Here is a 14,094-nt window from a genome sequence, read left to right on the forward strand (position 1 = left end):
AAACTGTTCGTACGGAAACATCAATAATAACGCGAGGGGAGACGGTTTCATGTCCCAAGTTGTAGCCTGCATCGATGGCTCACGGTCCACCACGGCGGTGTGTGATTACGCCGCCTGGGCCAGTCAGCGCCTGGATGCGCCGCTGACCCTGTTCCACGTGCTGGATCATGCCCGTTACCCCACCGAGCCGGACCTGGCAGGCAGCATCGGCCTCGGCAGCCGCGAGCACCTGCTGGAAGAGCTGGCCGAGCTGGACCAGAAGCGCAGCAAGCTGGCGCTGGAGCAGGGCCGGCACATGCTGGATGCGGCGGAGACGCGGGTCCGCGAAGATGGCGTGTCAGACATTCGCCAGCGGCAGCGTCACGGCGATCTGGCCGAGAGCCTGCTGGACATCGAACAGGAGACCCGTCTGCTGGTGATGGGCCTGCATGGCGAGAGCAGCACCGATCGGGACATCCACATCGGCAGTCAGCTGGAAACGGTGATCCGCACCCTGCATCGCCCGCTGTTGCTGGTGCCGGATGAGTTCAGCACGCCGCGCAGCGCCATGCTGGCGTTCGATGCCAGCGAAACGGCGCGAAAAGGCATCGAACTGCTGTCAAACAGCCCGATTTTCAGGGATTTTCCGCTGCATCTGGTGATGGTGGGACCGGACACCAGTGACCGCCGGGCCCAATTGGACGAGGCGAAAGACAAGCTGTTGAAAGCGGGCTGCAACGTGGAAGTGGCCATCCGCGCCGGCGACGTGGAACCGACCCTGCACGCCTACCAGGCGGAACAGGACATCGACCTGCTGGTGATGGGGGCGTATGGCCATTCCCGGATCCGCCAGTTCCTCGTGGGCAGTACCACCACCAGCATGCTGACCACCACCCAGACGCCGGTGCTTATTCTTCGCTAGGCGCTCTCTCCTCGGGCGCCGGGGACCGAACCCACTGGTTGAGTCCCCGAGCGCCCAGCGCCACGCCGCGGTAGCTCAGCGCTGCAATTCCGTGATGGATTCGGCGCACCGGCTCACTGAACGGCCGGGTTACCGGAATCCGGGCCAGCACATCGAACGTTTCGTCGGCGATGGATCGATGCACTCCTTCCAGACGGCGGGCAGTGACTTCGGCACTGGCGCTGGCCAGATCGGCCACGCCTCGCCACCAGATTCCGGGACCCACCGGTCGCTGTGTCGTCTTCATCGTAACCAGTCCTCCAGTTGGGCCAGCACCGCCGGGTGATGAGCCAGCCGGATATGATCGATCCCCGCCAGCGTGGCCTGATCCGTCAACTGCCAGCCCGGCTGGTGATGCCCGCGGGCGCTGTCCTCATGCACCAGTGCGTCGCCGAACAGCCAGTTGGCCGGGTTGGCCCGATGCCGGCCCAGCAAGCCGCAGATCGCATAGTGTCGGGCCGTCGCCAGCAGCGGCGGCTGTTCCTCCGGCTGGTCGGTGATCTGGCCGCGATTCAGGTTGCGGATGCCGACACTGCGCAAATCGATCACGTCGCCGATCGCCTTCAGGTAGTCCCGGGGCAGGGCCTGCAGCACGCCGGCACCGCCCTGCGCCAGACGCGCCAGCCAGGCGCCATCGTGGGGTGAGCCCAGGTAGACGCAGCTGTCGACGGCCCGTATCCAGTCATAGCCGGCAGCTTCCCCGTAATGGCAGGCACTGCGGATCAGCAGTCCGCCCATGCTGTGGCCGATCAGCAGCAGGTTTTCCACAGGCACCGGCCAGGCCGCGACCAGGGCGTCCAGTTGCTGGGCCAGCGCCCGACCGTTGTCGGGAATGGCGCGCCCGGTGTTGTAGCGCAGGCTGAGGGGTTCGGCGCCCAAGCCTTCGCAGAGTGCGGTGGCGTAGTTGGTGCCGGGTTGCCCTGGAAAATCCCAGATGGACTCCAGCTCTGTCAGGCCATGGACCAGGATCACCAGGCTGCGCCGGGGCGCCTGACCGTCCTGAATCAGCTCATCCAGAACCAGGGGCCGGCCGTGACGATAGAGCTGCATGTCGATCGCCAGCGGATTACCGCGACTGGCCAGCCAGTCACCCAGCAGCCCGCTGAGGATGGCTGACGCCTGATGCTGCCAGTGGGCAAGCGGGGAGGAGGGCATGGCAGTGACTCGCGTTGATGATTTAATAATCAGTTTAGGGCGGTGCCGGCGTCCGGACCATTGGCCCGTCGGGCCGAAATCAGCGGCAGCCCAATCAACGCGGGTGCGAGAAACGCCACCTCCGTCAAATAATCGCGCACCTGTAGTGGTCGCTTGACGGGGGGCAGGTTATGTTGAGACAGGTGTTCTGTGATCAAATCCGGGTCGAGGCGTTGTGTCGCTCCCCGGCAGAGTGTTGAGCCGTATGGTTTTTCGGAGTCCGATGTGAAAATCGATTGGATCAGGTCGTTCGTCCGTTACCACGCCCTGTTCCAGGTGCTGGCGGCGGTTTTGGCCGGCCTGTTGTCGGTCATGGCGCGGGCCGATGCGCCGGTCGCGAGAATCGGTTATGTGGCCTTCCCGCCCTATGAATATCGGGACTCGCAGGGCCAGCCCGCCGGCAGCGTCATCGACCTGACCCGCAAAGTGGCCATTGAAGCGGGCTACCGGCCGGTTTTCGTCTATCTGCCAATCAGCCGGGTGTATCTCTACCTGCGGCAGGGCCACATCGACCTCTGGCCCGGACTGACTCACATCCCTTCCCTGGAGGGTAAGGTGCGGCCCAGTGCCACCCGCCCGATCCACGTCGAGCTGAGTGCCTGGCATCTCAAGGACACGCCGCCCATCCGGCAGTTCAGCGACCTGAGGCACCAGCGCCTGATCCTGATCTCCGGCTACACCTATGGCGGCCTCGCCCAGTACCTGGCCGATCAGGGCGACAATGACCTGACCTACACCTCCACTCATCAGGCCGGTGTCGACATGCTGCACCGTCGCCGCGGGGAATACCTGCTCGATTACCGGGATCCGGTGGCGTCGATCGGTGCCACCGACGGCCCCGAGGGGCTGGAGCACTGTTTTATCCGGGAGCGCGAAGCGGCCTGGCTGTTCTCGGTAGAAGACGCCAAGTCGGAGCGCATGCGGCAGGCGTTCGATGCGGCTTTCCAGCGCCTCAAGGCGACAGGTTCGCTGCCACTGGCGGGGGATCAACGGCCGGTTTCAGCACTGCCGGGGTTTCCCATGCCGGCGGAAGGGGGCGTCAGCGCTCCAGAGTGATGTCGCCGTACCAGGCGGTGGCGGATTCCCCGGTATTGTCGGCGTCGGTCATGATGCCAATGCCGATGATCGGCGGCGGCGCCTCGCCGAACGCGCGTTTGTAGTCGGCGACGATGTCCTGCGACTCCATGACCCATTGCCCGGTCTGGTCCGACCCGCTCTGGACCACGATCATCTGGGTCCGGTCGGTATAGGGGTTGGCGATGACGGTATTCACCGGCAGCTTGTTGGCCCAGATGTAGTTCAGGGCGTTGCCGGGGAGTTCCTCGCCGTAGATCAGTTCGGCGGCTTTGCGTTTGGCCCGTTCGAAGAAACCGGCCTTGTCCGGTTCAAAGGCAAAGGCCACGTAGATCCGCGCCGGGTAGTCGTCGCCGTCCTTCTTGCGCGCGTTGCCGGTCTGGTAGATGTTGCTGACCTTCCAGCGCCATTGCAGGGTCAGCTTGTCGCCCGGCTCGATGCGGATTCGGGCAATCCGCCCGGAGGCGCCGCCCCGGGTCTGGGCCTTGATCACCTGCACACCGTCTTCGGTGACCAACTGATATTGCGAGTGTTTATTGATGTTGGGAAATTCCAGCGGTGCCCAGCCGTCATCCAGGGAGGACATGGTGGAAAACGGTTGCAGCGTGTCTGCAGGCGTGGGCCCCGCGACCAGGGCCAGAGTGGCCACCAGCAGGATCCCTCTCAGCATCGTCATGGCGCTTCTCCGGCGCGTTTTTTCGCCATTGTGTGGGTTTACCGGGCCAACGTCCATGGTATCCATGGTCGGGTGCTGCTCACCGGCGCCACAATACCCCGCCCGTCTCGACGTCAGCCGCGCTCGCGCAGGCGGGCCAGTTTGAAGGCGAGGGATTTCCTTACCGTGGGCCACTCACTTTCCAGGATCGAGAACACCACGGTATCCCGGTAGGCGCCATCGGGCTCAATGCGGTGGTTGCGCAGCACGCCGTCCTGCTTGGCCCCGAGCCGGGCGATGGCGCGGCGGGAGGCCTCGTTGTGCCAGTGGGTGCGGAATTCCACCGCGATGGCGTTCAACGTTTCGAAGGCGTGGGTCAGCAGCAGCTGCTTGCACTCGGTGTTCACCGCCGTGCGCTGGGCGCGCTGGGCGTACCAGGTGTAGCCGATCTCGACGCGCCGATTGTCCGGCTCGGCGTTGCAGTAGCGGGTGGCACCGATCACGTCGCCACTGGCATTCTCGATCACCACGAACGGCAGGGCGCGGCCGGCGGCCTTGTCCTTGAGCGCCTGCTCGATGTATGTGTCCACCGTGTCGGCGGACGGCGCGCCGGTAAACCAGAGCTCCCAGAGGCGACCGTCGCTGGCGGCTTCGACCAGCGCGTCCCGGTGTTCCGAGGCCATCGGTACCAGGCTGGCGGTCTGGTTCGTGAGGGTGACGTCTTCAAGCCATGTTGTCGTCATGCGTTCTCCGTGTGGTGTTGGGCGTCCTGGCATCCATTGCCAGGAAGGTGGACAATGAGTGTCACCCGATCGAGGCGCGTTGCACAAGCACCCGCCTTGTCGCTGACTGGCCCATGGAGATTCCGGTGCACCTGTACCTGCTGTTCCTGCTGATGGCGACGGCCACCGCCCTGAGTCCCGGGCCCGGTGTCGTCATGACCCTCTCGAACGCCTTGCGCCTGGGGCGGCGCGGCACGTTGGGCGGTATCCTGGGGATTTCCGCCGGGGCTCTCGTAGTGTCGGCGCTGTCGGCAACGAGTCTGGGGGTTCTGCTGGCCACCTCGGCGACGGCCTTTACCCTGGTCAAGTATGTGGGCGCGGCCTACCTGGTGTACCTGGGTATTCGCCTGTGGCGCAAGCCGGGCCTGAACCTGCAGACGGACACCGGGGCGGCGGACGATCGCTTCGGGCGGCGCTTTGTTGAAGCGTTGGTGCTGCAGCTCAGCAATCCCAAGGTGGTGCTGTTCTTCCTGTCGATTTTCCCCCAGTTCATCGATCCGGCCGGCGATTTCCAGATCCAGTTTGTCCTGCTGACGCTGACGTATGCGGTGATCGTGGCTCTGGTACACCTGGGTTACGCCCTGGGCGCGAAGCGGATTCGAGGCTGGTTGACGTCGGAGCGGGGCGGGCGCGTGATGAACCGGACCGCCGGCTCTACCTTTCTGTTCTTTGGAGCCGTTCTGGCCAGCGCCCAGCGCTGATCACTCCTGCTGCGACGGCAGGTGCCAGTAGCGATCCGGGATCTGATCCAGCGTGCGGCTGGTTTCCGGTGTCTCCAGCCAGATGATCTGACGCTTGTCCAGCTCACCCTGGTCCAGTGCGGCCCGGATGGCGGGGTGGTGGCGGAAGTTGTTCATGAACGATCCGTCGTCATAGGCCTTCAGCAGACCCTGTTTCAGGATGTCGTGGAGGTCTGGTCGCGACTTCGACACATAGAGAAAGTAGTCGTAGCGCATGGCCAGGGCCACGCCGGGCAGCATCGCCAGGTTTTCCCGGCCGGGTTTGGCCAGCTCGGTGAAGATTTCCTGAATGCCACGGTGGAACAGGTCGAAACGCTGGTACTCGAGCATACGCCAGAGGTTTTCATACTGGCTGGTCACCAGTTTGACGCCGTTGTGTTCCAGGATCCGGTTCTCCGGCCAACCGGTGCCGGAGCCAACGGTGACCTGTTGCAGCTCATACAGGGTGTCGATTGGACTCAGTTCAGCCATCCGATCCTTGCGCACGGCAAACAGGCGGTAGCCCAGCAGGCCCCGGGTCATGGGAATGTTGACCTGCAACAGGTTCTCTTCCCGTTCCGGGCTGTAGCCACTGAAGAAGACGTTGATCTTCGGGTGCGCCTCATGAAGCATGGCGAACACACGGTTCTGGGGCACTTTCGGCAGCGGGACCACTTCCAGCGTCTGCGTGCCGGGGGCGTGGTCGAGGGCCAGGCGGATCACCGACAGCTCGTAGTCGAACACCTCGGCATCGCCGTGCAGCAACCCCACACGAAAGGTCGCGGCGGCCGCAGGCAGGGTTAGCCACGCACACACGCCAATCAGGCCGAGGCGATACCACAGCATCATCGTCTCCGGGACAGGTTCAATAGTTTCCTAGTATAGGGGATATGGTCCTGTCACGGTTATCCACAGGTGCCCGACGTCGTTTTTATGGGCGAACTCTGTTAGGCTCCTCACATTCCTACCTCGAAGGACTTCGCCGCCATCGGCGCGGCCCCACTTATACGACCTTTCAGAGGGCGGCACGCCAACCCGGCGATGCCTGCAGTCGTTTTAGTCCATCCGATGCGCCACGTGCCCATGGCCGGTCAGCGCATCGCACGAGATCATATCTATGAGTTTTGAATCACTCGGCCTGTCCGAGGCATTGTTGCGTGCGACCCGCGAACAGGGTTACGAAGAGCCGTCCCCCATCCAGGCCCAGGCTATTCCCGCCGTCTTATCCGGTGGCGACGTTATGGCCGCCGCGCAAACCGGTACCGGCAAGACCGCCGGCTTCACGCTGCCGCTGTTGCAGCGTCTTGGCGAACTGCCGCGTCGTGGTAAGGGCGTGCGCGCGCTGGTGCTGGCACCGACCCGCGAACTGGCCGCCCAGGTGGGCGAGAGCGTGGGTCGTTATGGCCGCTACCAGTCGGTGAGCTCCGCCGTCATCTTCGGCGGCGTCAAGATTAACCCGCAGATCCGGAAGCTGCGCGAAGGCGTGGATGTGCTGGTCGCCACACCCGGCCGGTTGCTGGACCTGTACCAGCAGGGCGCCGTGCGTTTTGACGCGCTGGACATACTGGTGCTGGACGAAGCGGACCGCATGCTCGACATGGGCTTTATCCGCGACATCCGCAAGATCCTGGCCCTGCTGCCGAAACAGCGTCAGAACCTGCTGTTTTCAGCAACGTTCTCAGCGGAGATCCGCAAGCTGGCGGAAGGCCTGCTGAATGAGCCGGTCCAGATCGACGTGGCACCGCGCAACACCACCGCCGAAACCGTGCGCCAGACGGTTCACCCGGTGGACCAGAATCGCAAGACGGCGCTGCTCGCCCGTCTGGTGCATGACAACGATTGGCAGCAGGTGCTGGTGTTTACCCGCACCAAGCACGGCGCCAACCGGCTGTCCCAGAAACTGGAGCGTGACGGGATCACTGCGGCGGCGATCCATGGCAATAAGTCCCAGAACGCCCGCACACGGGCCCTGAGCCATTTCAAAGAAGGCGAGATTCGCGTCCTGGTAGCGACGGACATCGCCGCCCGGGGCCTGGACATCAAGCAACTGCCCCAGGTGGTGAACTTCGAACTGCCGAATGTGCCGGAAGATTACGTCCACCGGATCGGTCGTACCGGCCGGGCCGGAGAGAGCGGCCACGCGGTATCACTGGTCAGTGCCGACGAAGGCAAACTGCTGGGCGGCATTGAAAAGCTGATCAAGCAGGACCTGACGCGGGAAGTGATCGACGGGTTCGAACCCAGTGTTGCCCTGGCCACCAAGCCCCGCAATGATCAGGGGCGCGGCGGTAACGGCGGCAAGCGTAACGCAGGCGGACCGCCGCGGAACAACAGCTCGCGTCGTCGCAGTGGTCGGGGTCGTTCCGGCGGTGGCGCCCGTCGTCCGTCCGCTAACGCCTAGCATCAAAACGGGCCGATTCCGTATCGGCCCGTTTCCTTTCCGGCCGGCTCAGAACCGGTAACCGACGCCGATCATGTAAACGAACGGATCGATATCCACATCGACCTTCCCGGTGGCCACTTTGTTGCCGGCGCCATCGTAGGCCTTGATGGTGGCCGTCGTGTCGATGTCCGCGTACCAGACGGCGGCATTCAGCAGCAGTCGATCGGTCAGCATCACGTCCGCTCCCAACTCGGCCGCCAGCCCCACACTGTCATCCAGCTTGATATCGGTTGAAGCCGCGCCCAGGGCGTTGGTTAGCGTGTCGGTGGTCTTCTCGTCAAAGAAGTGGGTGTAATTCACGCCAATCCCGCCATACGGCTGAATCGTCATCCCCGGATCCAGCGGGAAATACTGGAGCGTGACGGTGGGCGGCAGATGTTTGGTCTCGGCCAGCTTGCCGGCACCGCCCAGGGCACCGGCGCCATTGATATCGTGTTTGAAAGGCGTGGCGGCCAACACGCCGATCCCCCAATGCTGGCTCAGCATATAGCTGGCGGTCAGACCGAGTTGCGTGTCGGAATCGACGCTCACTTTCCAGTTATCCAGTTTGGTGCTGCCAACCCGGACGTCGCCGCTGGAATCGTGTGGATCGACCATAGCCGCTCCGGCACGCAGGATCAGGTCGCCGGCCTCGTGGGCCTGGGCGAGGGAAGCGGGTAACAGGGCGGCTGCAATCAGGCCGTAACGGACGGTCTTTCTCATGGCTATCTCCTTGATATGAAAAGAGGGAATAGCCTGAGAGTAGGGCGTCGCCGGCGTCGGATATTGATCTGACGCAAGAATTCGGAGAGCGCCGGGCGGGAATCATCAATCCATTGATTCAGCTCAAAAAATGCAGTTCTGAATCAACCGGTTTTGGAGGTGCTTTCGGCGTCCGGCATAAACACATCACGGACCGAAAGGGGCTCACCGTCAGCGCTCTGGACGGTCATGGGCCGAATTGACTGTCCCGTGGCCCGGTCGCGCAGATCCAGGGCACCGCAATGGGGGGCCGGATTCCACTTGTCGCCCCACTGGCGCAGGGCGACCACCACCGGAAACAGGTCCCGGCCTTTCTCGGTCAGGCGATATTCATGCCGTGAGCCGTGTTCACCCACTTCCACTTTGCGCAGGACCTCATTGTCCACCAGGCGAGCCAGGCGGTCGCAGAGGATATTGCGGGCAATGCCGAGCTCCTGCTGGAAGTCGACGAAGCGGCGTGTGCCGTACATCGCCTGCAGCACGATCAGCAGCGACCACCAGTCCCCGACTTCATTCAGGGCCCGGGCCACGGAGCAGTTGGAATCATCAAAACGTTTTCTGGCCATGGTTCGAGTCTACCGAAAAGAGTTGCATTTTGAAACCGGATTAAATAGGGTTGCATAACGAAACCAAATTCGCCGAATGTCATCCGGCTCCCCATTCCTCAGGAGGCTACTGCCATGACCATGAATCTCGGTCCCCTGTTTGACCCCTTTGAACTGAATGATCTGAAACTGCGCAACCGTGTTGCCATGGCACCGATGACCCGCAATTTTTCGCCGGGCAATGTCCCGGGTGAAAACGTGGTGGACTACTATCGCCGACGCGCCGAAGGTGGCGTGGGCCTGTTGATCACCGAGGGCACCACCGTGAATCACGCGGCGGCCAACGGGTATGAGAACGTGCCGGCTTTCCACGGTACCGACGCGCTGGCGGGCTGGAAAAAGGTCGTCGATGCGGTCCACGAGGCCGGCGGCGCGATCTTCCCGCAGCTCTGGCACGTGGGTGCCGTGCGCAAGGAAGGCATGGAGCCGGATCCGTCCGTACCGGGCTACAGCCCGTCCGGCTTCTACGCACAGGGCAAGCCTAACGGCAAGGCCATGACCAAGGAAGACATCGCCGACGTGGTCAACGCGTTTGCCGATGCGGCCCAGGACGCCAAGGCGCTGGGCTTTGACGGTGTCGAGATCCACGGCGCTCACGGCTACCTGATCGACCAGTTCTTCTGGGAAGGCACCAACCAGCGGGATGACGAGTACGGCGGCAGCATGGCCAATCGCCAGCGCTTTGCCATCGAGATCATCGAGGCGGTCCGCCATCGGGTGGGTCCGGACTACCCGATCATGCTGCGTTTCTCCCAGTGGAAAATGCAGGACTACGACGCCAAGCTGGCGAAGACCCCGGAAGAGCTGGAAGCGTTCCTCAAGCCGTTGGCGGACGCGGGTGTGGATATCTTCCACGCCTCCACCCGTCGTTTCTGGGAACCGGAATTCGAAGGCTCTGACCTGAACCTGGCCGGCTGGACCCAGAAGCTGTCCGGCAAGCCCACCATGTCCGTCGGCAGCGTTGGCCTGACCGAGGACTTCATCAGCGGCACGTTTGCCAGCAAGAAGGACGCGGTGGAGCAGTCCGGCATCGACGAGCTGGTCGAGCGCATGAACAACCACGAGTTCGAGCTGATCGCCGTGGGCCGCGCCCTGCTGCAGGATCCGGAGTGGCTGGTGAAGGTGAAGGAAGGCCGCATCGGCGAGGTCGAGCCGTTCGCCAAGAAATCCCTGGCCAAGCTGTACTGATCCAGAGCGGCAGGGATAACGCATGGCGATTGCGGACTGGCTTAACGGTCCGTAATCGCACGCGTCACGTTGTTGCGTATGATGGAGACATCATCCATTGACGGAGTGACGTGATGCCAGGAATGAAACCGCTGTTTGGCGCCGTTATCGCTGCAACGGCCCTCACCGCCGGCTGTGCCACGGTCGGCCACGATTTTCCCACCCAGAACGTCGATCAGATTCGCATCGACCAGACCACCCGTGCCGATGTCCGGCAGATGTTCGGTGAGCCCTGGCGTACCGGGATCGAGGACGGCAAGTCCACCTGGACCTATGGCAAGTACCGCTGGTCCGCCTTCAGCGACGCCCAGACCACCGACCTGGTGGTGCGCTTCAACGCGGACGATACGGTCGATTCCTACGTTTACAACACGACCAAGAAGTAAACACCCACTATCTCTCCTGGGCTAGTTTTTACTGGCCCAGCGGGCGATGGTCTCGGGTGGCAGGGATTCCACCAGCGCCCCGCGGAACTGGCGGTTGATGAAGTGTTCGGTTTCGATCTGGATGCGATCGCGCTGTTCGGGTTTTTCGATGTAGTCCATGGCCCGGAACAGGATGTAGCGGATCGTCATGTGGGAGATCTCATGGACCGTGGCATCATCCACGCCCGGTACCAGGCGGCGTTCGATGATGTCCTCGGCCATCTCCCGGGCGCTGGCGTCCAGTTGGCTCTCTAAAGCCCGGCGTAGCACCGGTGACGGGCCGTGCAGTTCCCGCACCGCCACCGTCGTCGCTGCGGCGTTGTTCAGAAAGTAGTGATAGACGAAGGCGACCGTCTCCCGGGACGCCTGGTCGGAACTCTCCGCCATCCGACGCAGTTCCCGTACGCCGGTTTTCATCTCTTCGGCGATATAGCCCAGCACCTGCAAACCGAATTCGTCCAGATTGCGGAAATGCCGGTAGAAGGTGTTGGGGTTCAGCCCCGCCTCCCGCGCCAGTTCGCGCAGGCCCAGTGAGGTCAGGCTGCGGCTCTCGGTAATCAGCCGCAGGGCGGCCTGCACCAGCTTCAGTTTTCCTCCGGTCATCACGCTCATCAGGACGCCTTCTTGTCGCTATGGGCCAAACGCCTTTTTTCGATCAGCAAAAGTATACAGTCGTCTACATGGGGTGTATACATCTGTCTACTGGCTCGGGTAGACAGGTGTCTACTCAGGAGCCATCGCTGACAACAAGACGCGCACAAGCGACAACGAGGTGTGGTGGTTATGACTGACAAGACTCCGATAGCAATCATCGGCACCGGCTTTGCCGGGCTGGGTATGGGCATCAAGCTGAAGGAAGCGGGCTACGAGGATTTCGTGATCCTGGAGCAGGGCAGCGACGTCGGGGGCACCTGGCGCGACAACCACTATCCGGGTTGCGCCTGCGACGTCCAGTCAGCGCTGTATTCCTTTTCCTTCGAGCAGAACCCGAACTGGTCGCGGATGTACGCCCAGCAGGGGGAAATCCTCGATTACCTGCGCCATTGCGCTGAGAAGTACGGCCTGATGAAGCACATCCGCTTCAACACACACCTGGCGACCGCCCACTACGACGAGCAGCGCAACCTGTGGAAGCTGGAGACCGCCGACAGCCCGGCGCTGTGGGCGTACATGCAGAAGCATGACCTCAAGCCCGGCGATGCCCTGGACGTGAACGATCCCGACCTGCCGGCCTTTGAGGCCATGGAGGCCAACATTCTCGTCTCCGGCATGGGCGGGCTGAGCACGCCGGCCTATCCGAACATACAGGGCCTGGACCGGTTCAGGGGCAAGATGTTCCATTCCCAGGACTGGGACCACGACTACGACCTGAGAGGCAAGCGGGTGGCCGTGATCGGCACCGGTGCCAGCGCCATCCAGTTCGTGCCGGAGGTGACAAAGGAAGCGGCCCGTGTGGATCTCTACCAGCGTACGCCGCCGTGGGTCATGCCCAAGCCGGACCGGCCCATGAAAGGCTGGGAGAAGGCACTGTTCCGTCGAGTACCGGCGGCCCAGTCGGCCTTGCGCCATTCCATCTACTGGCATCTGGAGTCCCGTGTTTTGGCACTGGCGCTTAACCCGCGCCTGATGAAAGTCGCCGAGCTGGAAGCCCGTCGTCACATCCGCAAGCAGATCCCCGACAAGGCGCTGCGCAGGAAGGTGACGCCGGACTACACCATCGGCTGCAAGCGTATCCTGCTGTCGAACAATTATTATCCGGCCCTGGCGCAGGACCATGTGGACGTGCGCACCGACGGCATCCAGGAGGTCACCGCCGGCGGGGTTGTGGATAAAAATGGCGTTGAGCGTGAAGTGGATGCCATCATCTTCGGCACCGGCTTCAGGGCGCAGGACCCGATTCCCCACGGCATGATCTTCGGCCGCGGCAACCGCGATCTGCTGGACGCCTGGCGCGAGGGGGCCGAAGCCTACAAAGGCACCACCGTGCACGGATTCCCCAACTTCTTCATGCTGGTCGGCCCCAACACCGGCCTGGGCCACAGTTCGATGGTCTATATGATCGAGTCCCAGATCCAGTACGTCATGGACGCGCTGGCCCAGATGCGCCAGCAGGGCTGGGAAGCGGTCGATGTGAAAGAGAATGTGCAGGCGGATTACAACGCCATGCTCCAGTCCAAGTCCGACGGCTCGGTCTGGGACAGCGGCTGCAACAGCTGGTACGTCAACGAGAACGGCAAGAACACCACCCTGTGGCCGAGCTTTACCTGGGCCTTCCGGCAGCAGACCAACCGGTTCGATGCGCAGCAGTATGTGTGTGAGACGTCGGCGTCACTGCGGGAAGTGGCCGGGGAGGCGGTGCCGGCCTGATTGGGCTTTGGCCTGACAGGAACAATGTAGCGGACGCTTCAGCTTCCGAGCGGGCCGAAGGCTCGCCGATGGGCCCGAGGCCCTGACGGGCCCTCCGAAGCTGAAGCGTCGGCTACATCGTATGGCGGGTGGACCTCAACTCAGGACACCAACGTCCCGCCATCTACCGCCAGACACTGCCCGGTAATATGCCGGCCGGCCTCGGACGCCATCAGCACCGCGGCCCCTTTCAGGTCTTCCTCACCGCCAAACCGGTTCAGCGGAATGCGGTCCAGCATGGTGTCGCCCTGGGTGTCCAGCAGGCCCTGGGACATTTTGGATGGGAAAAAGCCCGGGCACAGGGCGTTCACGTTGATGTTGTGGTGGCCCCATTCTGCGGCCAGCGCCCGGGTGAAGTTCACCACGGCGCCTTTGCTGGTGTTGTAGGCGATGGTCTTCATGGCTTCCGGGTTGCCGGACAGGCCAGCGATGGAGGCGATGTTGATGACCTTGCCGGTGTGGCGCGGGATGAAGCACTTCTTGGCCACCGTCTGGGTCAGGAAGAAGACCGCGTTGACGTTGAGGTTCATCACTTTCATCCAGCCTTCGGCCGGGTAATCCTCGGCGGGCGCGCCCCAGGTGGCGCCGGCGTTGTTGACCAGGATGTCGATGTCGCCCAGACCGGCAACGATGTTATCCACAACCGCCGGAATGCCTTCCAGGTCGGACATATCCGCCGCCAGGGTCATCACCTCGACGCCCTGCTGTTTAAGATGGGCTTCTGCTTCGTCCAGTTCATGCTGTTTGCGGGCAGTGAGAGCCACTTTGGCTCCCATTTCGCCCAATGCTTCGGCCATCTGCAGGCCCAGACCCCGGGAACCGCCGGTGATCAGGGCCACCTTGCCGCTCAGGTCGAAGAGTTGTTTAACGCTCACTCACTTCC

The 14,094-nt window shown here is 62.9% G+C and carries 16 protein-coding genes; 7 read left to right on the forward strand and 9 right to left on the reverse strand.

Annotation, left to right across the window (positions count from 1 at the left end):
- Positions 1–49 precede the first annotated feature (49 nt).
- A complete protein-coding gene (locus tag JL474_RS11075; RefSeq protein WP_203142113.1) occupies positions 50–901 on the forward strand; it encodes a universal stress protein in 852 nt (283 codons plus the stop codon).
- Here JL474_RS11075 and JL474_RS11080 read toward each other — a convergent pair.
- Together JL474_RS11080 and JL474_RS11085 are read right to left on the reverse strand one after the other, a co-directional pair.
- The gene (locus tag JL474_RS11080) at positions 888–1,187 is read right to left on the reverse strand and encodes a hypothetical protein (protein WP_203142114.1); all 300 of its coding nucleotides are present in this window, start codon (positions 1,185–1,187) and stop codon (positions 888–890) included. The two genes, JL474_RS11075 and JL474_RS11080, sit on opposite strands and share 14 nt — an antisense overlap.
- Complete coding sequence (locus tag JL474_RS11085) at positions 1,184–2,095, reverse strand: esterase/lipase family protein (protein ID WP_203142115.1); 912 nt, start codon at positions 2,093–2,095, stop codon at positions 1,184–1,186. The genes JL474_RS11080 and JL474_RS11085 overlap by 4 nt, the downstream gene beginning before the upstream one ends.
- Positions 2,096–2,359: 264 nt before the next feature.
- Between JL474_RS11085 and JL474_RS11090 the strand changes: the two genes are divergently transcribed.
- Entirely contained in the window at positions 2,360–3,190 is an 831-nt protein-coding gene (locus tag JL474_RS11090) for a substrate-binding periplasmic protein (protein ID WP_203142116.1), read from the forward strand.
- Here JL474_RS11090 and JL474_RS11095 read toward each other — a convergent pair.
- Positions 3,174–3,878 (reverse strand): DUF3047 domain-containing protein, encoded by a 705-nt coding sequence (locus JL474_RS11095; RefSeq protein ID WP_203142383.1) that lies wholly within the window; start codon positions 3,876–3,878, stop codon positions 3,174–3,176. The two genes, JL474_RS11090 and JL474_RS11095, sit on opposite strands and share 17 nt — an antisense overlap.
- Before the next feature lie 119 nt (positions 3,879–3,997).
- Positions 3,998–4,606, reverse strand: a complete 609-nt coding sequence (locus JL474_RS11100; protein WP_203142117.1) for a GNAT family N-acetyltransferase — start codon at positions 4,604–4,606, stop codon at positions 3,998–4,000.
- Between the two features lie 125 nt (positions 4,607–4,731).
- Here JL474_RS11100 and JL474_RS11105 point away from each other — a divergent pair, with 125 nt between their 5' ends.
- Complete coding sequence (locus tag JL474_RS11105; RefSeq protein WP_203142384.1) at positions 4,732–5,346, forward strand: LysE family translocator; 615 nt, start codon at positions 4,732–4,734, stop codon at positions 5,344–5,346.
- On the opposite strand, the gene JL474_RS11110 is transcribed toward JL474_RS11105, so the two are convergent.
- Positions 5,347–6,210 carry a type 2 periplasmic-binding domain-containing protein gene (locus tag JL474_RS11110; protein ID WP_203142118.1) on the reverse strand — a complete coding sequence of 288 codons (864 nt, stop codon included), beginning with the start codon at positions 6,208–6,210 and terminating at the stop codon, positions 5,347–5,349.
- Positions 6,211–6,481: 271 nt separating this feature from the next.
- On the opposite strand from JL474_RS11110, the gene JL474_RS11115 reads away from it, so the two are divergent.
- Positions 6,482–7,765 carry a DEAD/DEAH box helicase gene (locus JL474_RS11115; protein WP_203142119.1) on the forward strand — a complete coding sequence of 428 codons (1,284 nt, stop codon included), beginning with the start codon at positions 6,482–6,484 and terminating at the stop codon, positions 7,763–7,765.
- Positions 7,766–7,813: 48 nt separating this feature from the next.
- Here the strand turns inward: JL474_RS11115 and JL474_RS11120 are convergent, their stop codons facing one another.
- Together JL474_RS11120 and JL474_RS11125 are read right to left on the reverse strand one after the other, a co-directional pair.
- A complete protein-coding gene (locus JL474_RS11120) occupies positions 7,814–8,509 on the reverse strand; it encodes an OmpW/AlkL family protein (RefSeq protein ID WP_123633844.1) in 696 nt (231 codons plus the stop codon).
- A gap of 143 nt (positions 8,510–8,652) precedes the next feature.
- The gene (locus JL474_RS11125) at positions 8,653–9,114 is read right to left on the reverse strand and encodes a winged helix-turn-helix transcriptional regulator (RefSeq protein WP_123633843.1); all 462 of its coding nucleotides are present in this window, start codon (positions 9,112–9,114) and stop codon (positions 8,653–8,655) included.
- A gap of 114 nt (positions 9,115–9,228) precedes the next feature.
- Here JL474_RS11125 and JL474_RS11130 point away from each other — a divergent pair, with 114 nt between their 5' ends.
- On the forward strand, positions 9,229–10,341 hold the full coding sequence (locus tag JL474_RS11130; protein ID WP_203142120.1) for an NADH:flavin oxidoreductase: 1,113 nt from the start codon (positions 9,229–9,231) through the stop codon (positions 10,339–10,341).
- 113 nt (positions 10,342–10,454) lie between these two features.
- Entirely contained in the window at positions 10,455–10,766 is a 312-nt protein-coding gene (bamE, locus tag JL474_RS11135) for an outer membrane protein assembly factor BamE domain-containing protein (protein WP_203142121.1), read from the forward strand.
- Between the two features lie 21 nt (positions 10,767–10,787).
- Here the strand turns inward: bamE and JL474_RS11140 are convergent, their stop codons facing one another.
- Positions 10,788–11,417 (reverse strand): TetR family transcriptional regulator, encoded by a 630-nt coding sequence (locus JL474_RS11140; RefSeq protein ID WP_203142122.1) that lies wholly within the window; start codon positions 11,415–11,417, stop codon positions 10,788–10,790.
- Between the two features lie 171 nt (positions 11,418–11,588).
- On the opposite strand from JL474_RS11140, the gene JL474_RS11145 reads away from it, so the two are divergent.
- Entirely contained in the window at positions 11,589–13,172 is a 1,584-nt protein-coding gene (locus tag JL474_RS11145; RefSeq protein WP_203142123.1) for a flavin-containing monooxygenase, read from the forward strand.
- Between the two features lie 140 nt (positions 13,173–13,312).
- Here the strand turns inward: JL474_RS11145 and JL474_RS11150 are convergent, their stop codons facing one another.
- Entirely contained in the window at positions 13,313–14,086 is a 774-nt protein-coding gene (locus JL474_RS11150; protein ID WP_203142124.1) for an SDR family oxidoreductase, read from the reverse strand.
- Positions 14,087–14,094 lie beyond the last annotated feature (8 nt).

It is taken from the genome of Marinobacter mangrovi (assembly GCF_016798325.1).
GTDB classification, from domain to species: Bacteria; Pseudomonadota; Gammaproteobacteria; order Pseudomonadales; family Oleiphilaceae; genus Marinobacter_A; species Marinobacter_A mangrovi.